The organism is Centipeda noxia ATCC 43541, assembly GCF_000160555.1.
Lineage (GTDB): Bacteria > Bacillota > Negativicutes > Selenomonadales > Selenomonadaceae > Centipeda > Centipeda noxia.
The window spans coordinates 434,361-454,442 of sequence record NZ_GG749279.1 but is presented as its reverse complement, the minus strand read 5'-3'; the positions used below and the strand labels follow the sequence as shown (position 1 = coordinate 454,442).

Below are 20,082 nucleotides of genomic sequence, written 5' to 3'. Positions count from 1 at the left end.
CAATTCATATTTGTGTATATTGTTGACAAGTATTATTATTCTATGATAGCTTGTTCAGGGAAATGCGAGAAGCGTTGTGGGGAGATGATAGATTGCTGACCTCCTATGATAGAACTTATCTTAGAATTGGACTGCCCGCAGCGCTTGAGGGCGTCCTTATGATTTTTTTGAGCAATGCCGACATTATCATGGTTGGCACGCTTGGAACAGGCGCAATTGCAGCCGTCAGTATTTTTACGCAGCCCCGCATGATCCTCCTGACGATAGCACGTTCGGTGGCAGCAGCCGTGACCATTCTGATTGCAGAGCGATTCGGGCAGGATCGACATGATACGTATGGGGATATCCTCAAAAAAACAATAGTTCTGGTCGGTATCGTTCTCGGAGTTGCGCATATTTTCTTTTTTGTTTTTCTTAATGATATTCTCCTCTGGATGGGTGCGCAGTGGGATTATCTTCCGGATGCTATGATTTATGGTACTTGGACCCTGCCGGCTGTTTTTATCACATCGGTCACAACACTCATGCAGGCGGTGATGTTCGGTCGCGCGGAGTCCATGAGCGTACTCTCGATCAACATACAAGGTAATATTGTCAATGTCATCTTGAACGCACTCTTCATCTTCGGACTTGGTCCCTTTCCGGCGCTTGGCGTTCTTGGTGCTGCACTCGGCACAGTAGGAGGCGCTGTTTGGTCGTTTGTCATGAGTGTGCGTGTCCTGCTCTCATGGGGCATCTTCCGGCAGGGCAGCTATCGCATGACGCGGACATATCTGCGCGAGTTTTTTGGTGTGTTTGGCGGCATCTTCAGTGAGCAGGGCTTTGAGCGCATCGGTATGGTCGTTTATACGCGCATGGTTGCGGAACTTGGAACGATTCCTTATGCTATACATGCGATTGCCATGAATTTCTGCGATTTCTACTACAGTTTCAGCGCCGGACTCGGCAAGGCAAGCACAGTACTTGCCGGTCATAATCGAGATGACGAGAAACGCGATATATGGCGGCGCTACCTATGGACAGGCATACGATGGAGTTTGCTTTTTTCTACAGTGGTGTTCCTGGCAACCTTTGTATTACGCACGGAGATTTTCTCCATTTACACACACAATGCCGCACTGATTCCACTCGGCAGCCTTATTATTGCCTATGTAGCAATAGTGAGCTTTCCTGAAGCACACCAGATGGTTTGTGCGGGGATTTTGCGTGCCAGCGGCAGGACAATACAAGTCGCTGTGTACTCCTTTATCAGCATTACTGTATTGCGTCCTATCATCACCTATCTGTTTCTCTATAAACTACATATGGGACTTGAAGGAGCATGGCTTTCCCTTGCTCTTGATCAGATGATAAGAGCTGTTTGTGCAACAATACTCTTGTGTTCTGCTTATCAAAAAAAGTATTCGTATAATGGGGTGGGACAATATTAACAAAGAATAACTTTAAGAAAACGGGACTTATGTCTGATAAATGAAGAATAATCTGAAATGAATATCTTGACAAGGATGTCCGATACAGATATACTACGACTAACATTCTATTAAAATTGCATAGAGTACGTTGCGAGTGTCGGTAATCGACGTATTATGCGGAGATTTGCCGTGCGATGAGAGGAAAACGGGTGTGATGCCCGTGCTGTCCCGCAGCCGTAAATAGGGAGTGTTCTTCCACAGGCGCAGAGCCTGTGCCCGTAAAGTCACTGGTGTAAACCGGGAAGGCGGAGGAACGCGCTGATCTATGAGCCGGAAAGCCTGCTCGCAATAGGATTCATTGCTGGACTCACGAGAGATGGGGAGATGAATAAGACAGTGATATGCCTTGCCTAGGAACATATTATTGCAGATTGTTTGTGCCGCTTTCTCTTATGAGATAAGCGGTTTTAGTATGCAATTATCAAAAAAGGAGTTGGGGAGTTGAGTGCGAAAGCAATCCTAATGCGCCTGGCGCAAATGGTCATTACCCTGCTGGGCGTCAGTTTTCTGACCTTCAGCTTGACATTCATTGCGCCGGGGGATCCTGTGGATGCGATCCTGGAGACAGGTGACACAATTGTTTCCCAGGAAACGATTGTGCGGACACGTCATGAGCTGGGGCTGGATCGCCCCTTTCACGAACAGTATCTCAGCTGGCTGAATGGCGTGGTACATGGGGATATGGGGCGTTCCTACTCGGCGAAGATGCCGGTGCAGGATAAACTCCTGCAGAACCTGCCGGGGACGCTGCTCTTGGCAGGAACAGCAGTTATTATGATGCTGCTGATTTCCATTCCGGCAGGCGTTGTATCGGCACTCTACCGCAATCGCTGGCCCGATCAGGTCATCCGCGTCTTCACCTTTCTTGGTGTTTCAATGCCGAGTTTCTGGGTGGGACTCATTCTGCTCTATGTCTTTGGTCTGAAGCTGGGGTTGTTCCCGATTGCGGGCGGCGAGGTCAGCCTGGACCGTCTGATTCTTCCTGCCTTTACGCTCGCCATTCTGCTCTCATCGAAATATACGCGGCAGGTGCGCACGGCGGTGCTTGAGGAACTCGGACAGGACTATGTGACGGGGTTGAAGGCGCGCGGCATGTCGATGCAGCGCATCCTCTGGCGGCACGTTCTGCCGAATGCATTTCTGCCGCTCATCACACTGCTCGGTCTTGCCATCGGCTGGCTGCTCGGCGGCGTTGCCGTCATCGAGATTGTATTCTCGTGGCCGGGCATCGGACGAGTTGCTGTGCGCGCGATTGAGATGCGCGACTATCCGCTCCTGCAGGGGTTTGTCCTTTGGATTGCAACGCTCTATATGATTGTGAATCTGATTGTTGATATATCCTATACCTATCTTGATCCGAGACTGCGGAAGGGGGCGAAGGCATGACACGGGACCAGCTGCTGTTTCGTATCTATACAGGCATCATTCTCCTGATTGTGCTTGTCGCCATCTGTGCGCCGCTGATCTCGTCGTATGATCCGTATGAATCTCAGATTCAGAACTCACTCCTGCCGCCGTCCGCTGAACATTACTTTGGCACAGACAAGCTTGGACGCGATATCTTCACACGGATTCTCTATGGTGCACGCATCTCGATTACGATGACGCTTATTGTTGTGATTATCTCGTCGGGGCTTGGCACATTGATTGGTGTGATCTCCGCCTATATCGGCGGCAAGGTGGACAACGCCATCATGCGTCTGACCGATGTGTTCCTTGCATTCCCGGGCATTGTGCTTGCGATTGCGATTGCTGGTGTGCTCGGCGGCAGCGCCGTCAATGCGGTTCTCGCCGTTGTTATTGTGGGGTGGACAAAGTATGCTCGTCTGGCGCGCAGTCTGACCCTCAAGGTAAAGCAGCAGGACTATCTATCTGCAGCGATCACGAGCGGAACACGTCCGATTGCGATGATTCGCCGGCATATCCTGCCGAATATCATACCGATCATCATTGTGACGGCAGCGCTTGATATTGGGGCGCTCATGATGGAGCTTGCAGGGCTTTCCTTCCTCGGATTCGGCGCACAGCCGCCGACGCCGGAATGGGGCCTCATGCTGAATGAGGGCCGTCAGCTGATTCAGACGGCACCCTGGCTTATGATTTTCCCGGGACTTGCAATTGCTTCTGTAGTTGCAATCTTTAATCTATGGGGAGATAGTCTGCGGGATATTATGGACCCGCGCAAGGCAAATTAAAGGAGGAACAAATGGGAAAGAAAAAAAGATGGCTTGCGGCACTGCTGACATGCTGTATGGCAGCGGCGCTCCTGGCGGGCTGCGGCGGCGGACAGTCCGCAGGCGACAAGACGACGCTGAAGGTTGGCGTCACGAACTTTGCGGATACGCTTGAGCCGACCGAGAACTATTTCAGCTGGGTCGTCATGCGCTACGGCATGGGCGAGACGCTTGTCAAGTTCGATGAGAAAATGAACGCGACACCGTGGCTTGCCGAGAGCTGGAAGATCGGCGACGATAAGCTGACATGGACGTTCAAGATTCGTGACAACGTTAAGTTTTCAAACGGCAAACCACTGACGGCGGAGGCGGTCAAGGCATCGATCGAGCGCTCCTTTGCGAAGAACAAGCGCGCGGAGACCTTCTTCAAGTACACGGAGATGAAGGCGGACGGCCAGACACTCACAATCAAGACGGAAAAGCCGTCGCCAAGTATGCCGGGCTTCCTTGCAGATCCTCTCTTCCTCATCGTGGATGTATCGAGCGAAGGGGAGCGCGACTTTGCAAAGCAGGGTCCCATCTGCACAGGTCCCTATGTATGCGAATCCTTCGTGAAGGAAAAGGCCGTCATGAAGAAGAACCCGTACTATTGGGATGGGGAAGTACCGTATGAAACCGTTGAGATTCCGTCCATCGACGACCCGAATACACGCGCGATGGCGCTGCAGTCGGGTGAGGTCGATATGGCGGTCAACATCGCTGCCGGCGACATTGGGCTCTTCAATGACACGTCGAAGTTCCATATTGACCGTATTTCGTCTCTCCGTACAGTTCTCGCCCGTATCAACAACAAAGGCATTCTCGGCGATCCGAAGGTACGCGCTGCATTCATCTCGATGACGGACCGCAAGGCGTACAATGAGGTTATCCTCAAGGGGACCTTTATCCCAGGCAAGGCGCCGGTTCCGCCCTCTCTTGATTATGGTTTCGATCAGCTGACTGATCCGAATGCGTACAATGTCGACCGTGCAAACCAGCTCCTCGATGAGGCGGGCTGGAAGGATACGGACGGCGACGGCATTCGCGACAAGGACGGCAAACCGCTTTCCGTTGACTTTGTTATCTACAACAGCCGTGCTGAGCTGCCGATCTATGCAGAGGCAGTTCAGGCAGATGCGAAGAAGGTCGGCATCGATGTCAAAATCAAGCCAGTTGACTACAACCTGCTCGACAAGATTGGCATCAGCGGTGAATATGACCTGCTGATCTCGAACATTACAACAGCCAACACGGGTGACCCCGAGATCTACCTCAACTGGTACTGGCGCACGAATGTGAATGGGGACAACCCTCAGAACGGTTCCGGGTACAGCAACCCCTCGTATGATGCGCTGTGTGCGGCTCTTGCCGTTGAATTTGACCCGGCAAAGCGCCGTCAGCTGATGATCGAGATGCAGCAGATCCTGCTCAATGACGGTGCGGCACTGTTCCTCGGCTACCCTGAGACGAACATTGTCAGTTCGACGAGGATTACGGGTGCAATCATGCATCCGGCAGATTACTACTGGGTCACAAGCGCAATTAAGCCTGCGAACTAATAAGGAGGAGAAGCCCGAATGTTAATTGAGGTGCGAGGGCTCAAAATCGCATACGAAGGCACGGAAATGGTGCACGGTGTGGACTTCACTCTCAAGGACGGGGAAGTGCTGACCATTGTCGGCGAAAGCGGCAGCGGAAAGACTACCGTCATTCGGGCGATGCTCGGCTGCCTGCCGCATGTCGGCAGGGTAACGGCTGGTGAGATCCTCTATGACGGGAAGGACATGACGAAGTGCTCCGCAGAGGACTGGCGTCACGTGAGCGGCAAGACCGCCGCGATGATCTTCCAGGACAGCGGCAGCATGATGGATCCGATTCGGACCATCGGCGAGCAGTTTGTTGAGTACATTCAGACACATGATGATATGGGGGCGAAGGAGGCTGCTGCGCAGGCTCAGGATATGCTGGCGCGCATGCACCTCTCCAATCCTGCCAATGTCATGAAGTGCCATCCGTTTGAACTATCAGGCGGCATGCGTCAGCGTGTCGGCGTCGCCATGGCGATGTTCTTCAAGCCGGCCCTGCTGCTCGCCGATGAGCCGACATCTGCACTGGATGTGACCACACAGGCACAGGTCGTCAACGAGATGATGGATATTTGTCAGAAAGACGGCACGTCGATCGTTCTTGTGACACACAATCTCGGCGTTGCCGCCTATATGTCGGATCAGATCATGGTCATGCAGAACGGCAGTGTCGTTGAGCACGGCACTGCCGAAGAGGTGATTGAGCACGCACAGAAGGACTACACAAAAGAACTTCTGCGTGCAGTGCCGCAGATTGGAGGGGAGCGTTATGACAGCATCGGCGCGTGAGACAATTCTGCGCATCGAACACCTGACGAAGCGCTTTCCTCTGGAGGGCGGCAAGGTGCTCACGGCATGCGATGACGTGACTTTCCCCGTCTATCGGGGAGATATTCTCGGCATTGTCGGTGAGAGCGGCTGCGGAAAGAGTACACTGGTGCGCACATTGATGCAGCTGCATCCGCCTTCGGAGGGGCAGATCTTCTTTAAAGACCAGGAGATCACCGGGCTCAAGGGCGAGGATGCGCGCAATATGCGGCGCAACATCCAGATGGTGTTTCAGGACCCGACGACCTCGTTCAATCCGAAGATGAAGATCAAGGACATCATCTGCGAACCGCTTCGGAACTTTGGCCTTCTCGAAGGAAGTGCGCGGGACAAGGCTGCAGAGCTGCTGCGTCTCGTTGATCTGCCCGAGGAGTTCGCTGAACGTTACCCCGCAAACATGAGCGGCGGACAGCGTCAGCGCGTAGGGATCGCGCGTGCGCTTGCGCTCGAGCCTGAGATTCTGGTCTGCGATGAGGCAACGAGTGCACTCGATGTTTCCGTACAGGAAACAATCGTGGAGCTGCTTGTCCGCATCCAACGCGAGCGGAATCTGACGATTCTCTTTATCTGCCACGATCTTGCGCTTGTCTCACGTCTTTGCACCCGCGTCGTCGTCATGTACTTCGGCAAGGTTGTGGAGGAGCTGGACGGGAAAGATCTCGCACAGGCGAAGCATCCGTACACGCAAAAGCTTCTGAAGTCCGTGTTCACCCTTCTGCCGAAGGGCAAGGCCCCGCGCATCGAAGTCCCGGAGATGGAGATGCCGGATCAGGTCACAAACGCAGGATAATTCCAAATGAAAAACCCGGCGAAAACTCGCCGGGTTTTTTGATGCGGTGATTTGTACTGCTTACTGAAGCGCCTTCTTCAGCGTCTCCATGTTCTTGCGCATGGTGTCGAGATATGCCGTCTTTGCAGCGGGTGTTGCCTCGCCGGTGACAACGGGGTCAAGCGTGTAGATCTTTGCGCCTGTCTCGCGCGCAATGGTTTCGGCTGCGGCAGGGGAGTACTGCGGCTCTGTGAAGAGAACCTTCGAGGGGAGCGCATTGACCTGTTCGATCGTCTCCTGGAGCTCCGTCGGCGTCGGCTCCGTGCCGGGCTCGCGCTCGATGACACCGATGATGTTGAAATTGAACTCCTTTGCGAAGTAGGGGAATGCCTCATGGAATGTTACGATATCCTTGTGCGGAACGTTGTCGAGAGCCGCATGCATCTCCGTCTTGAGTGCCGTGAGCTTCTCAATGTATGCCGCCGCGTTCTTTTCGTAGGCATCTGCGTGGGCAGGGTCTGCTTCCTTGAGCTGATCTGCAATGTTGCGCACCTGCTGGATGGCATCCGTGACGCTGAGCCAGACGTGCGGGTTGTCGCCCTCCTCATCATGGATGAGCTCAATGCCGCGTGAGGCATCGATGACCTTCAGCTTCTTCTGTTGCTCGGTTACCTTGTCCATGAAGTCCTCCATGCCTGCACCGTTGATGATGAAGGCATCGGCATTTTCGAGGGTCTTCATATCCTCGGTCATGAGCTGGTAGTCATGGAGACAGCCGGTCTGCGGTTTTGTCATGTTGTGGACCTCAACACCGTCGATTCCGTCGGTGATATTGATCGCTGCAACATACATCGGATAAAACGAGGTGACAATACGGAACGGCTCTGCTGCCTTCTTATCCGCCGGCTGATCCGCTGTCTTGGTTCCGGAGCCGCACCCGACAAGGGCAAGGGAGAGAACCAGGAGCAGGAGTGATAGAATTTTTGCTGCGCTGCGCATGGGTAATAGATCTCCTTAAACTTTGAACATTTGGTAGATTGGGTTAAATCTCGCAAAAGAACTATAACGCAAACTGAGATAGAATGTCAATACAATCAGGAAGAAAATATAAATATTATCTATTGAACAATACTATATACTTAAATCTGTTCATTTATTCAATGGTTATATATCACTCATATAATAGCATTACTGATTGAATGAGCATTTTATGAAAATTATATTCAATGATTGACACAGATTATCTCAATAGAGTATAATATGTTCGTGTCATTTATTGACATAATACTACTCCGCGTGTGGAGGGAGGGAAATGCATGGCAAATGAAATCAAGGTCGGCAAGAATGAGTCGATCGACAGTGCTCTCCGCCGCTTTAAGCGTATGTCACAGAAAGCCGGCACTCTTGCCGAGGTTCGCAAACGTGAACATTACGAGAAACCGAGCGTTCGCCGCAAAAAGAAGTCTGAGGCAGCGCGTAAACGCAAATACAGAGGCTGATTGCAAAAGGCATCCGTGGACGCTGTGCCGCGGATGCCTTTCTTTTCGGTAATTACTGGGAAAGGATGAAATATAATGTCATTGATGGAGCTGCTCACTGCTGATATGAAGGCTGCTATGAAGCAAGGGGAGAAGGCGCGCCTCTCCGTAATTCGCCTTGTTCGCGGTGCCGTACGTCAGGCAGAAATTGACGGAAAGAAGACATTGAACGATGATGAGATCATCAATGTTATTGCGAAGGAAGTGAAAATGCGTCGTGACTCTATTGAGGAATTTGAGCGTGGAAAGCGTGCCGATCTTGTTGAAAAGACAAAAGCGGAGATCGATATCCTGACGCCCTATTTGCCTGCCCCGCTCAGTCCGGACGAGGTAAAGCAGATTGCAGAGAAGGCAGTTGCCGAGGTTGGCGCAGCAACTGCAAAGGATATGAGAAAGGTCATGAGGGTTCTTATGCCTCGCATAAAAGGGCGTGCGGATGGAAAGCTCGTCAACGAAATCATTCGCTCACTTTTAAAATAATATATTCTCCCGACTGTCAGAAATCCCCGCGTATTCCTTTGACAAAAGAGTGGGGATTTTCGTATAATTGAAAAGAAAATAAAAGACTGTGAAGGAGCGGATAATATGGCAGAGAAAGATAAGAGAACAGCGCGTGAAGAAGCTCTCGAGAATGCACTTAAGCAGATTGAGAAAACACATGGAAAAGGGTCTATTATGCGTCTCGGAGAGGCCAAGGCAAATATGAATATCGAAGTCATCTCGACCGGTATTCTTCCCCTTGACATAGCGCTGGGCGTTGGTGGAATTCCCCGTGGGCGAATTATTGAAGTGTACGGGCCGGAGTCCTCGGGTAAGACAACAGTTACGCTCCACATGATCGCTGAAGCACAAAAAGCCGGCGGAATTGCCGCATTTATCGATGCGGAGCACGCTCTTGATCCCGAATATGCACGAAAGCTGGGGGTGAATATCGAGGATCTTCTTATCTCCCAGCCGGATACGGGAGAGCAGGCGCTTGAGATCGTGGATGCACTGGTACGCAGCGGCGCGATCGATATCATCGTTGTGGATTCGGTTGCGGCGCTCGTACCGAAATCAGAAATTGATGAGGATATGGGCTCTTCGCATGTTGGACTTCAAGCGCGGCTTATGAGTCAAGCGATGCGAAAACTCACAGGTATTATCAGCAAGACACGCACGGTTGCCGTCTTTATCAATCAGCTGCGTGAGAAGATTGGTGTGACCTACGGTAATCCAGAGACGACGACGGGTGGACGCGCATTAAAATTCTATGCGTCTGTGCGTATTGACGTACGTCGTGCGGATTCTATTAAACAGGGAACCGAATCTCTTGGTAATCGTACGCGGGCCAAGATCGTTAAGAATAAGGTCGCACCACCCTTTAAAACGGCAGAGTTTGATATTATGTACGGAGAGGGTGTTTCCCGTCTCGGCAGTATCATCGATATGGGAGTTGACCTAGATATCGTGGAGAAGAGTGGTGCATGGTACTCGTATAACGGTACGCGCCTTGGTCAGGGAAAGGAAAATGCCAAAATTACTTTAGAAGGGAACCCCGATATCATTGCAGAGATTGAAGAAAAGATCCGAGGGAAACTCTTGGCAAAGCCGGAATCCGCCGCTCAGGAGAATTCGGCGGGTGTGCCTGAATGAGTTTAGAAGAGAATATGCCGTGCAAACGGAAAGCGAAGACTGCTGTAAAAACAGCGCTTGCGACCGCTGTTGACTATCTTGCACGGCAGGCACACAGCGAGAAAAAGCTGCGTGAGAAGCTCGAACGCAAGGGCTTCTCTGGCGAAGAGATTGATGCCGCGATTGCACGGCTCGTTGAACATCGATATCTTAACGATGCAGAGCTTTGCGCCGAGCAGTTTATGTACCTTTACAATGAGCGCCGCAGTTCTGTTCGCCAGATATGTGCCAAACTGATACAGAGAGGGTTTGATCATGATCTGGTGTGGAGTGTGGTCCCCCATGATACCTTTGAGCGGGAGGTCGAAGTGGCAGAACGTATCCTTGCAATGAAGCATAAACCGACGGACACTGCCCAGAAGATGATGGCGAACCTTTATCAAAAAGGATTTTCGATCGATGTGTCACACAGTGCCGTCCGGCATTTTACGGAAACTGCAGAAGCATAATACGAGAGAGGTACTTCCACTATGAATAGATCCGATGCTGCAGAGATGATTTTAGTACTCGACTTCGGAGGACAATACAATCAGCTCATTGCACGCCGTGTGCGAGAGAATCACGTCTACTGTGAAGTATATCCTCATACAATTTCCTTAGAACACATACGCGGGCTCGCACCGCGCGGGATCATTTTGACTGGCGGGCCGAACAGCGTCTATGGGGAAGGGGCAGTGACGGCTCCAAAGGAACTTTTTTCTCTTGGCGTTCCTGTGCTCGGTATTTGTTACGGGGCGCAGCTCATGGCTCATCTATGCGGCGGTCATGTCGAGACCGCGCCAATCAGCGAATACGGCAGAACCGAAGTGGATATGATAGATCCGTCCTCTCTTTTGTTTACGGGAATCCCTGCAAAAAATATCTGCTGGATGAGTCATACGGATTATATCAGCCGACTTCCTGCCGGGTTCCATACAACGGCAACCACGTCGGTCTGCCCGATTGCCGCTATGGAGAATCCTGCTAAAAGTCTCTACGCTGTACAATTTCACCCCGAGGTCATGCATACGGAAAACGGTACGGAGATTCTGCGAAACTTCGTTTATGGTATCTGTAGATGTACCGGTACGTGGCGTATGGAGTCTTTTGTTCAAAAGACTGTGGAGGAATTGCGCGAAAAAATCGGCTCGGGACGTGCGCTCTGTGCGCTCTCAGGCGGTGTCGATTCCTCTGTTGCGGCAGTTCTGCTCTCTAAGGCGATCGGAAGTCAGCTCACCTGCGTCTTTGTGGACCATGGACTCCTGCGCAAAAACGAGGGGGATGAGGTCGAGGCGGTCTTTGGCAGTTCGGGTGTCTATGATGTCAATTTCATCCGTATCAATGCGCAGGACCGTTTCTATGAAAAACTGAGGGGCATAACAGAGCCGGAACAGAAACGAAAGATCATTGGAGAGGAATTTATTCGTGTCTTCGAGGAAGCGGCGCGTGAGATCGGTGCCGTTGACTTTCTTGTACAGGGGACGATCTATCCCGACGTCATTGAGAGCGGGCTCGGCAAATCTGCCGTTATCAAGTCGCACCACAATGTCGGAGGCCTTCCAGATCATGTAGACTTCAAAGAGATTGTCGAGCCGCTTCGCTTGCTTTTCAAAGATGAAGTTCGTGCGGCAGGGCGTGAACTCGGCATCCCGGATCATCTTGTCGAACGTCAACCCTTCCCTGGGCCCGGTCTCGGCATCCGTATCATTGGTGAAGTTACGCCGGAGAAGATACGTATCGTGCAGGAAGCGGATGCTATCTACCGCGAGGAGATTTCAAATGCTGGAATACAGAAGAATCTCGGCCAGTATTTTGCCGCGCTCACGAATATGCGCTCCGTCGGCGTCATGGGCGATGGACGCACATATGACTACGCGGTTGTCCTACGTGCGGTCGAGACCAGCGATTTTATGACGGCAGAGGCAGCGCAGCTCTCATGGGAGATCTTATCAAAGGTCACCACCCGCATTGTCAATGAAGTTCGGGGAGTCAATCGCGTACTTTACGACTGCACAAGCAAGCCGCCCGGGACGATCGAACTCGAATAGTGCAGAAAAAAAATAAATTTTATTTGCGCGTGCGAAGCAGGCGTGTTATACTGTTAGGCAGATTGTGTGGATAGGGGTTGTCTGCGTGTAGGTGCCGAGAATCGTTACACGCTTCTGGTGAGGTCTATGGAGGTTATTTTAGCTGAATATCTGGGATTCTGTTATGGTGTGAAGCGCGCTATTGAGATCGCCAGAGAGAATGCCTCTCCAGATGGTACTTCCAGTACGCTTGGTCCGATCATTCATAATCCGCAGATGGTTGAGCGTCTAAAAAATGAAGGCGTTGGGACTGTTGCTTCACTCGGGGAGATGGAGGATGGTCTTGTCATCATCCGCTCGCATGGAGTGGGGCCAAAGGTGTATGAGGAGGCAGAGTCACGCGGTTTAGAACTGGTGGATGCAACCTGTCCGCATGTCAAAAAAGCACAGCTCTCGGCAAAACTGCTGTCCGAGGAAGGATATACTGTCGTTATTGTTGGAGAGAAGGAACATCCGGAAGTCAAGAGTATTTTCGAATGGACCCAGCATGGCGCACGTATTATCGAGACCGAGGAGGAGGCAGATGCGCTGCCGAAATGCGGAAAGCTCGGGGTCGTTTGTCAGACAACTTTTTCAAGTGATCGCTTTCGGAGTATTGTGTCATGTCTTTTGGAAAAATCGCGTGACATCAAAATTCTGCGTACGATTTGTACGGCGACAGACATGCGCCAAACGGCAGCTTTGGAGCTTGCCGAAAAGGTGGACATGATGCTTGTCGTCGGCGGAAAGAACAGTGCCAATACGACGCGGCTTGCCCAACTATGCGCCACTAAGTGCAGAACATATCACATTGAGACTGTAGCTGAGCTACAAGACGAATGGATGAATAATGTTAATAAAATTGGTATTACAGCCGGAGCTTCTACACCGGACTGGATTATCAAGGAGGTTTATAAACAGTGTCAGAGCAGAGCATGAAAGAACTTTTGGAACAGGAGGATATGCCCGATATCCAAGAGCGTACGGTCGTCAAAGGGGTAGTCGTTCAGGTATCCCGCGATGAAGCATACGTTGATATCGGATACAAACAGGAAATTCCTGTCTCTAAGAGGGATCTTGCCGTTCCTGCGCCGGATGATGCACGCGATGTTGTGAAAGTCGGCGACGAGATTGATGTTTACATCAAGTCGCTTGGTGGAGATAATGGCGGTAGCCTGTCCAAGGTTGAGGCCGATAAGATGGCGGCTTGGAAGGATATCGAAGTGATTCAGGCAAATGGCGATACAGTTGAGGCGAAGATCGCGAAAGAAGTCAAGGGCGGTCTTGTCGCATACGTTATGGGGCTACGAGGATTCATTCCGGCATCCCAGATGGAACTGCACTTCGTCAAGGATCTATCTGTTTATGTTGATCAGACGGTTGAAGCGGAGATCATCGAGGTTGATGTACAGAAGCGTCGCCTTGTTCTTTCACGTCGGAAACTTCTCGAGCGTGACCGAGCAGAAAAGGAAGAGGCTGTGTTCTCGGCTATTGAGCCGGAGCAGGTTGTACGCGGTACGGTTAAGCGTCTTGTCGACTACGGTGCGTTTATCGACATTGGCGGTGTAGATGGACTTGCTCATATCTCGGATCTTGCGTGGCATCGTGTGAAGCATCCTTCAGAGGTGCTCGAGGTCGGTCAGGAACTTGATGTCTATGTTAAGAGTGTAGACCGCGAAGCAAAGCGTATTTCTCTTTCGGTGAAAGATACTCTTCCGGATCCGTGGGTCGAGAAGGCAGCGCAGTACGCAGAAGGTGACTTCATTGAAGGAAAGATTATCAAGCTGACGGACTTTGGTGCGTTCATGGAGATCGAACCGGGATTCGATGGGCTTATTCCGATGGGCGAGCTTGCTGAAAAGCGTATTGAGCGTGCAGATGAGGCTGTTCATACAGGTGATGTTGTACTGGTTAAAGTACTCCGCATCGATACAAAACGTAAGCGTATTTCACTTTCGATCACCAAGGCAAAGCGCGATGCAGATGCTGCGGATGTTAAGAAATATGTGGATGAGAGCCAGGCAGAAAAGGCAGAAGCAAGCGAGAACACGGAAGGTCAGGTCGAAGCGCATCTCGATTGGCTGAAGTAAGTCGGATTGCGAATAATTTCATACGATAATGAAGGAGTGATGCAACGTCACTCCTTTTTCGTGAGAAAGGAGTGACATATGGCGAAGTTATATCCGGGCGTTATATTGCGTGTTATAGAGAACAGTATTGCCGAGGAATTGGAGCTTGTGCCGGGGGATAAGATCCTCTCTGTAAACAACATGCCCTTGCGTGATATCATTGATTTTAGTTTTGCGATGGCAGACGAGGAAATCGAACTCCTTGTCGAGCATACGAACGGGGAACAGGAACTCATCGAATTTGATAAGGATTATGATGAGGATTTTGGCGTAGAGTTTGAGCGCGCAGTCTTTGACGGGATTCGCGAATGTGCGAATCACTGTTGCTTTTGTTTTGTCGATATGATTGCCCCGAATATGCGACATAGTCTCTCTGTCAAGGATGACGACTATCGGCTCTCCTTTCTCTATGGAAATTTTGTAACACTGACGAATATGGGACCGGCGGATTTTTCACGCATCCAAAGCTTTCACCTGTCGCCGCTCTACGTTTCCGTACAGTGTACGAATCCCGTACTGCGTGCTGAAATGCTCCGATATAAAGGAGCGGCAGATATCCTTGGGCAACTCACAAAACTGGAAGAAGCGGGAGCGGATTACCATACGCAGGTAGTACTCTGCCACGGACTGAATGATGGGGAAGAGCTGGAACGAACGATTCGTGATATTGTAGCGCGCCGGCCGCATGCGCTGTCCCTTGCGATCGTTCCCGTGGGGCTCACCAAGCATCGCAGTGATCCGTTTCCTCTTGTGCAGTTCGATCGTGAAGGGGCCGCGTGCGTGATTGATGAGGTCGAACGCTGGCAGCATCAGATTCGTGCAGAGGAGGGACGTACTTTTATCTATTTGGGAGATGAGTTTTATTTTCTCGCAGGACGTGAAGTTCCTCCTGCTGAAATGTATGATGGGTTTCCGCAGTTGGACAACGGTATAGGTTTAACGCGCAATTTCATCGAAGAATGGGCGCGTGTGAGCACCCCGAGTGCGAAAGAAGGACGGACATCATCACTCGCTGTTGTGAGCGGGACAGCAGTTGCGCCTGTGATAGAGCGACTGGCACGGGAGATTGATCCGGAGGCACAGAGCATACATGTCCTGCCCATTGAAAACCGTCATTTTGGGGCAACTGTCAATGTATCGGGGCTTCTTACGGGACGTGATATGATCCATTCATTGAAGATGCTGGATGAGAATATAGAGGGGATATTAATCCCGGCATCCTCTTTGCGTGAAGGAGAGGATGTCTTTTTGGATGATGTCACGCTGGATGATATGCGCCGCAGCTTTCCTGATGTCCGTATCGAGCCGGTTGCGACTGGGGCCGACTATTATGAGGCGATTACAGATTGGGAGCATTATCATCGCGAACGCGCCAGCGGAGGATATACATGGCAAAGTAATGCCGGTTATACGAAACCTGCAGCCGGAAATGCATTCACAGGGACTATGAGAGGAGCTGCGTTCGATGAGCAAGCCTATTGTAGCAGTAGTTGGACGCCCCAATGTGGGGAAGTCAACGCTGTTTAACCAAATTGGCAAGAAGCGTATCTCCATTGTTGACGATATGCCAGGTGTGACGCGTGACCGTATCTATATGGATGCGGAATGGCTGAACCATGAGTTTATCATGATTGATACGGGCGGCATTGAATTTGATGAGAGCGATCATATTCTCCGTTCCATGCGCAGTCAGGCAGAACTTGCAATAGAGGAGGCAGATGTCATCCTCTTTCTTGTCGATGGACGTGCGGGGCTGACCTCATCTGATGAGGAGGTTGCGCGCATTTTGCGCCGAACCCAAAAGCCGGTGATTCTTGCGGTTAATAAGATTGATAGCTTTGACCGTGAGGCATTGATTTATGATTTTTACGCACTTGGCTTGGGCGATCCGATTCCAATTTCTGCGTCGAATGCCATGAATCTTGGTGACCTTCTGGATATGGTCGCTGCGGCATTCCCAAGGGCGACAGATGCAGATGCAGAATCGGACGAGATCGCAATCGCCGTAGTTGGACGTCCGAATGTCGGAAAATCCTCTCTGGTAAATCGTCTGCTGGGAGAAGACCGCGTCATCGTCAGTGATGTTCCCGGAACGACACGCGACGCCATTGACACACACTTCACACGCGACGGGGTGAAGTATCTCCTCATTGATACTGCCGGCATGCGCCGCAAGGGGAAGATCACTCTGCCCGTTGAGCGTTACAGTGTCATGCGTTCCCTGCGTGCGATTGATCGTGCGGGCGTGGTACTCATGGTCATCAATGCAGCTGAAGGGATTTTGGAACAGGATACGAAGATTGCAGGTTATGTGCATGAATCTGGCAAGGGTGTCATTATTGTTGTAAATAAATGGGATATTTTTCCGGATAAGAATGATAAGTCTACGCTCCGGTTTACCGATGAACTTCGTGATAAATTTGGATTTCTTCAATATGCACCTATACTCTATACCTCGGCGCTTACGGGGCAGCGCATCGAACGTGTGACGGAACTGGTGAAATATGTTGCGGAACAGCAGTCGATGCGCATCAAGACAAGTGTGCTCAATGAACTGATTCGTGATGCGGTTTCCGTCAATCCTCCGCCGACAAAGAAAGGAAAGCAGCTCAAAATACTTTTTGTTACGCAGGTAAGTATTATACCGCCGACCTTCGTCATTTTTGTGAATGATCCGGAATTGATGCATTTTTCGTATCTGCGCTTTCTCGAAAATCGCCTGCGTGAAAGTTTCGGATTCGAGGGAACGCCGCTTCGTCTTATCGTACGTGCGCGCAAGGAGGAGGAATGATGGATTATATTCTCGTTGCTGTCTTTTCCTATATCATTGGCTCTATTCCAAGCGGGTTGATTCTCGGCAGACTCTTTTGGCACACAGATCTGCGCGCACATGGGAGCCGCAATATTGGCGCGACGAATGCATGGAGAACACTTGGGAAAGGAGCCGGGATTGCTGTGTTCATTGCGGACTGCATCAAGGGGCAAGCAGGCGTCTTGCTCGGCCTTTCGCTGCCGGGGACCCCAATTGCAGCCGTCATTGGCGGACTTTTTGCCATTATTGGACACAGTTTTTCACTGTTCCTTCGCTTTCACGGCGGGAAGGGCGTTGCCACATCTCTCGGCGTTTTGACAATATTGATGGGGAATGTTACCTTCCTTGTATTTGCAATTTGGCTGATCATTGTCTACAAGACGCGGTATGTTTCTCTCGGCTCAGTTACGGCCGCTGTTCTCACACCAATCCTTGCTGCGGCCTTTGGGTACCCGATGGAGTATATCCTCTTTGCCATGCTTGCTTCTACTCTTGTTATTCTGCGGCATCGTGAGAATATCAATCGGTTGATACGCGGAACGGAAAACAAGATTTGATGTCTGTCCTTTATGTTTGATGAAATCTTTTGTATTATGATATACTTTGATTATGTGGTAAAAATATCATGAGATGCTCGAACAGGCTGAAAATGGGGGATGAGATTCTGTGCATACGATCAAGATTGCTCTTTTAGGAGCGGGAACAGTCGGTTCGGGGGTCATTCAGGCACTGTCCATGAATGCGGACATAATTGCGGGACGTTCCGGCGCATATATTGAGATCAAAAAAATTCTCGTACGCGATGCTAAAAAACAGCGACCCGAAGTGAACGGGATTTTATTAACAGATAATTTTGATGAAATTCTCGACGATGAGGAGATTTCGATTGTCGTCGAGGTTATGGGCGGCCTTTCTCCGGCGCGGGACTATATGCTGCGTTCGATGGCCGCAGGAAAGCATGTTGTTACGGCGAATAAGGATGTCATCGCACAGCATCTGAGCGAGCTCTATACGGCTGCAAATGAAAATACCGTTGATTTCCTCTATGAAGCAAGTGTTGGCGGCGGCATTCCAATCATTAAACCGCTGAAGGAATGTCTTACGGCGAACAAAATTTCTGAGATTATGGGCGTTATCAACGGAACGACGAACTATATGCTGACGAAGATGACGGAGAAGCATATCAGCTATGATGCTGTTTTGCGTCGTGCGCAGGAAAAGGGCTATGCCGAAGCGAATCCGTCGGCGGATGTAGACGGACTGGATGCTGCGCGAAAGGCGGCGATTCTTGCCTCGCTTGCTTTTGATACGGTTATTGAGTTTGAGGATGTTTCCGTTGAGGGAATCTCGCATATTACAGAGGATGACATTGAATACGGGCTCAATCTGGGCTATGTGATCAAACTGCTTGCTGTCGGGCGCAATACGGACGACGGTATTGATGTTCGCGTACATCCGGTATTCCTCCCGAAGATGCATCCGCTTGCTTCGGTAAACGGTGTTTTCAATGCAGTTTTTGTTCGCGGAGATGTGATCGGTGATGCCATGTTCTACGGGCGTGGGGCGGGGGCACTTCCAACAGCATCGGCCGTTGTTGCTGACATCATCGAGGTCGTACGGGATATTGTCTCTGGAACAACGGGACGTATGAAGTATAGAATCGGAGAGAGGAAGAAACTCTGTCCCGTAGAGAAAACGCGATCATCCTATTATCTTCGTCTTGTCGTTGCGGATGAACCTGGCGTGCTCGGAGAGATTGCAACAACCTTCGGCCGTGCAAAGGTCAGCTTAAAGTCTGTCATACAGGCGCGCTGGACCGAGGACGGGGATGCGGAAATCGTTGCTGTGACCCATGTTGTTACGCACGCGGCAGCATCTGCTGCAGCAGAAGCGTTGAGAGCACTCCCTGTTGTGCGTGAGGTACGCAGTTTGATTCGCGTTGCTGATGGGCAGGAGGACACGATATGAACGAGCGATCGGTACGGGTTCGTGTTCCTGCGACCAGTGCGAATCTGGGACCCGGATTTGATGCGCTTGGCATAGCCTGCACGATTTACAATGAAATGACTCTTACGCTCACCCCTGAGCCGGGTCTGAATATTGTGGCACGTGGAGAAGGCGCGGCCTATATTCCAACCGATGCACGCAATATTGTATGGAAATCGATACAGTACCTCCTGCAGAGAGCGGATTGTATGGATGAGTTTCGGGGCGCAAAGATTCGTATGAGCAATCGGATTCCGCTTTCGCGTGGTCTGGGCAGCAGTGCAACTGCGATTGTTGCCGGGCTCACAGCAGCGAACGCTATCGTTGGAAATCCGTTCAGTCGGCATGATCTGCTTCAGCTTGCGACAGATATCGAGGGGCATCCGGATAATGTCGCGCCTGCAATTTACGGCGGCTTTACAGTGAATACGGTAACGGACAATTATGTAGAGTGTTTTTCGTTTTTACCGCGTATCCTCATACATTTTGTTGTTATGGTGCCGGATTTCTATCTTTCAACGAAATCTGCCAGACAGGTGCTTCCATCAGAAGTGCCGATGAAGGATGCCATTTTTAATATCAGCCATGCATCCATGCTGACAGCAGCCCTTGCACGAGGCTCGGAGAGGCATTTGGAGAATGCTTTCGAGGATGCCCTGCATCAAAACTATCGTGCGCCGCTTATCCCGGGAATGTTTGATGTCTTTGCGGCAGCAAAAAAGGCGGGGGCTTACGGTGCAGTATTGAGCGGGGCGGGGCCCTGTCTCATCGCTTTTGTGCCGGAACATCGAAACTGTACGGAGGAAGTTGCTGCGGCTATGCGTAAAGCATTCCGTGCGCATGATGTCGATGCCCGGCCTTTGCATCTGCATCTGGATACGAAGGGGGCGCGTATTCTGCGCCGGAAAGATTCCCTGGTAAGAGGCTGATTCCCTTATTTACCGGTCTGTAGTATGTTTTTGAACTGCTGCGAGGCCGGTAAAATTTTTTTGGAAAAGACTTGAAAAAATATCCAATAAAGATGTATAAT

Annotated in this window: 19 protein-coding genes and 1 riboswitch; of the genes, 18 read left to right on the top strand and 1 reads right to left on the bottom strand. The window is 50.9% G+C overall.

Annotation, left to right across the window (positions count from 1 at the left end):
* Positions 1–92 precede the first annotated feature (92 nt).
* From HMPREF7545_RS03565 to HMPREF7545_RS03540, 6 genes are all read left to right on the top strand, one after another.
* Positions 93–1,430 (top strand): MATE family efflux transporter, encoded by a 1,338-nt coding sequence (locus HMPREF7545_RS03565; protein ID WP_006696059.1) that lies wholly within the window; start codon positions 93–95, stop codon positions 1,428–1,430.
* Positions 1,431–1,547: 117 nt separating this feature from the next.
* Positions 1,548–1,773: riboswitch (cobalamin riboswitch) on the top strand.
* A gap of 140 nt (positions 1,774–1,913) precedes the next feature.
* Positions 1,914–2,858 carry a nickel ABC transporter permease gene (gene nikB, locus HMPREF7545_RS03560; protein ID WP_006696060.1) on the top strand — a complete coding sequence of 315 codons (945 nt, stop codon included), beginning with the start codon at positions 1,914–1,916 and terminating at the stop codon, positions 2,856–2,858.
* A complete protein-coding gene (gene nikC / locus HMPREF7545_RS03555) occupies positions 2,855–3,667 on the top strand; it encodes a nickel transporter permease (RefSeq protein ID WP_006694308.1) in 813 nt (270 codons plus the stop codon). Before nikB ends, nikC begins: the two co-directional genes overlap by 4 nt.
* A gap of 11 nt (positions 3,668–3,678) precedes the next feature.
* Positions 3,679–5,244 (top strand): ABC transporter substrate-binding protein, encoded by a 1,566-nt coding sequence (locus HMPREF7545_RS03550; RefSeq protein ID WP_006696061.1) that lies wholly within the window; start codon positions 3,679–3,681, stop codon positions 5,242–5,244.
* Between the two features lie 18 nt (positions 5,245–5,262).
* Positions 5,263–6,060 carry an ABC transporter ATP-binding protein gene (locus tag HMPREF7545_RS03545; RefSeq protein WP_006694306.1) on the top strand — a complete coding sequence of 266 codons (798 nt, stop codon included), beginning with the start codon at positions 5,263–5,265 and terminating at the stop codon, positions 6,058–6,060.
* Complete coding sequence (locus tag HMPREF7545_RS03540; RefSeq protein WP_006694305.1) at positions 6,041–6,889, top strand: ABC transporter ATP-binding protein; 849 nt, start codon at positions 6,041–6,043, stop codon at positions 6,887–6,889. The genes HMPREF7545_RS03545 and HMPREF7545_RS03540 overlap by 20 nt, the downstream gene beginning before the upstream one ends.
* Before the next feature lie 60 nt (positions 6,890–6,949).
* Here HMPREF7545_RS03540 and HMPREF7545_RS03535 read toward each other — a convergent pair whose 3' ends face one another.
* Complete coding sequence (locus tag HMPREF7545_RS03535) at positions 6,950–7,867, bottom strand: metal ABC transporter substrate-binding protein (protein ID WP_006694304.1); 918 nt, start codon at positions 7,865–7,867, stop codon at positions 6,950–6,952.
* Between the two features lie 317 nt (positions 7,868–8,184).
* On the opposite strand from HMPREF7545_RS03535, the gene rpsU reads away from it, so the two are divergent.
* From rpsU to thrB, 12 genes are all read left to right on the top strand, one after another.
* Positions 8,185–8,367, top strand: coding sequence for a 30S ribosomal protein S21 (gene rpsU / locus HMPREF7545_RS03530; protein WP_005841552.1), 183 nt, complete (start codon positions 8,185–8,187; stop codon positions 8,365–8,367).
* A 75-nt stretch (positions 8,368–8,442) separates the two neighbouring features.
* Positions 8,443–8,886, top strand: a complete 444-nt coding sequence (locus tag HMPREF7545_RS03525) for a GatB/YqeY domain-containing protein (protein WP_006694303.1) — start codon at positions 8,443–8,445, stop codon at positions 8,884–8,886.
* 105 nt (positions 8,887–8,991) lie between these two features.
* A complete protein-coding gene (recA, locus tag HMPREF7545_RS03520; protein WP_006694302.1) occupies positions 8,992–10,041 on the top strand; it encodes a recombinase RecA in 1,050 nt (349 codons plus the stop codon).
* Positions 10,038–10,529 carry a regulatory protein RecX gene (locus tag HMPREF7545_RS03515; protein ID WP_006694301.1) on the top strand — a complete coding sequence of 164 codons (492 nt, stop codon included), beginning with the start codon at positions 10,038–10,040 and terminating at the stop codon, positions 10,527–10,529. The genes recA and HMPREF7545_RS03515 overlap by 4 nt, the downstream gene beginning before the upstream one ends.
* A gap of 21 nt (positions 10,530–10,550) precedes the next feature.
* A complete protein-coding gene (gene guaA / locus HMPREF7545_RS03510) occupies positions 10,551–12,107 on the top strand; it encodes a glutamine-hydrolyzing GMP synthase (RefSeq protein ID WP_006694300.1) in 1,557 nt (518 codons plus the stop codon).
* A 126-nt stretch (positions 12,108–12,233) separates the two neighbouring features.
* Complete coding sequence (ispH, locus tag HMPREF7545_RS03505; RefSeq protein ID WP_006694299.1) at positions 12,234–13,064, top strand: 4-hydroxy-3-methylbut-2-enyl diphosphate reductase; 831 nt, start codon at positions 12,234–12,236, stop codon at positions 13,062–13,064.
* Positions 13,061–14,215 (top strand): 30S ribosomal protein S1, encoded by a 1,155-nt coding sequence (rpsA, locus tag HMPREF7545_RS03500; RefSeq protein WP_006694298.1) that lies wholly within the window; start codon positions 13,061–13,063, stop codon positions 14,213–14,215. The genes ispH and rpsA overlap by 4 nt, the downstream gene beginning before the upstream one ends.
* Before the next feature lie 78 nt (positions 14,216–14,293).
* Positions 14,294–15,781 (top strand): DUF512 domain-containing protein, encoded by a 1,488-nt coding sequence (locus HMPREF7545_RS03495; protein ID WP_006694297.1) that lies wholly within the window; start codon positions 14,294–14,296, stop codon positions 15,779–15,781.
* Positions 15,720–17,045, top strand: coding sequence for a ribosome biogenesis GTPase Der (gene der / locus HMPREF7545_RS03490; protein WP_040571172.1), 1,326 nt, complete (start codon positions 15,720–15,722; stop codon positions 17,043–17,045). The genes HMPREF7545_RS03495 and der overlap by 62 nt, the downstream gene beginning before the upstream one ends.
* Positions 17,042–17,623, top strand: a complete 582-nt coding sequence (gene plsY / locus HMPREF7545_RS03485; protein ID WP_006694295.1) for a glycerol-3-phosphate 1-O-acyltransferase PlsY — start codon at positions 17,042–17,044, stop codon at positions 17,621–17,623. The genes der and plsY overlap by 4 nt, the downstream gene beginning before the upstream one ends.
* 109 nt (positions 17,624–17,732) lie before the next feature.
* Positions 17,733–19,034 carry a homoserine dehydrogenase gene (locus HMPREF7545_RS03480; protein ID WP_006694294.1) on the top strand — a complete coding sequence of 434 codons (1,302 nt, stop codon included), beginning with the start codon at positions 17,733–17,735 and terminating at the stop codon, positions 19,032–19,034.
* Entirely contained in the window at positions 19,031–19,981 is a 951-nt protein-coding gene (gene thrB, locus HMPREF7545_RS03475) for a homoserine kinase (RefSeq protein WP_006694293.1), read from the top strand. Before HMPREF7545_RS03480 ends, thrB begins: the two co-directional genes overlap by 4 nt.
* Positions 19,982–20,082: the final 101 nt, after the last annotated feature.

What these genes read in the sequence shown, in the direction of transcription:
- HMPREF7545_RS03545 (WP_006694306.1), top strand. Translation starts at nt 5,263, where the DNA reads ATGTTAATTGAGGTGCGAGGGCTCAAAATCGCATACGAAGGCACGGAA.
- HMPREF7545_RS03535 (WP_006694304.1), bottom strand. Translation starts at nt 7,867, where the DNA reads ATGCGCAGCGCAGCAAAAATTCTATCACTCCTGCTCCTGGTTCTCTCC.
- thrB (WP_006694293.1), top strand. Translation starts at nt 19,031, where the DNA reads ATGAACGAGCGATCGGTACGGGTTCGTGTTCCTGCGACCAGTGCGAAT.
- rpsU (WP_005841552.1), top strand. Translation starts at nt 8,185, where the DNA reads ATGGCAAATGAAATCAAGGTCGGCAAGAATGAGTCGATCGACAGTGCT.
- der (WP_040571172.1), top strand. Translation starts at nt 15,720, where the DNA reads ATGAGCAAGCCTATTGTAGCAGTAGTTGGACGCCCCAATGTGGGGAAG.
- ispH (WP_006694299.1), top strand. Translation starts at nt 12,234, where the DNA reads ATGGAGGTTATTTTAGCTGAATATCTGGGATTCTGTTATGGTGTGAAG.
- guaA (WP_006694300.1), top strand. Translation starts at nt 10,551, where the DNA reads ATGAATAGATCCGATGCTGCAGAGATGATTTTAGTACTCGACTTCGGA.
- HMPREF7545_RS03525 (WP_006694303.1), top strand. Translation starts at nt 8,443, where the DNA reads ATGTCATTGATGGAGCTGCTCACTGCTGATATGAAGGCTGCTATGAAG.
- HMPREF7545_RS03515 (WP_006694301.1), top strand. Translation starts at nt 10,038, where the DNA reads ATGAGTTTAGAAGAGAATATGCCGTGCAAACGGAAAGCGAAGACTGCT.
- HMPREF7545_RS03540 (WP_006694305.1), top strand. Translation starts at nt 6,041, where the DNA reads ATGACAGCATCGGCGCGTGAGACAATTCTGCGCATCGAACACCTGACG.
- rpsA (WP_006694298.1), top strand. Translation starts at nt 13,061, where the DNA reads ATGAAAGAACTTTTGGAACAGGAGGATATGCCCGATATCCAAGAGCGT.
- plsY (WP_006694295.1), top strand. Translation starts at nt 17,042, where the DNA reads ATGATGGATTATATTCTCGTTGCTGTCTTTTCCTATATCATTGGCTCT.
- recA (WP_006694302.1), top strand. Translation starts at nt 8,992, where the DNA reads ATGGCAGAGAAAGATAAGAGAACAGCGCGTGAAGAAGCTCTCGAGAAT.
- HMPREF7545_RS03495 (WP_006694297.1), top strand. Translation starts at nt 14,294, where the DNA reads ATGGCGAAGTTATATCCGGGCGTTATATTGCGTGTTATAGAGAACAGT.
- HMPREF7545_RS03550 (WP_006696061.1), top strand. Translation starts at nt 3,679, where the DNA reads ATGGGAAAGAAAAAAAGATGGCTTGCGGCACTGCTGACATGCTGTATG.
- nikC (WP_006694308.1), top strand. Translation starts at nt 2,855, where the DNA reads ATGACACGGGACCAGCTGCTGTTTCGTATCTATACAGGCATCATTCTC.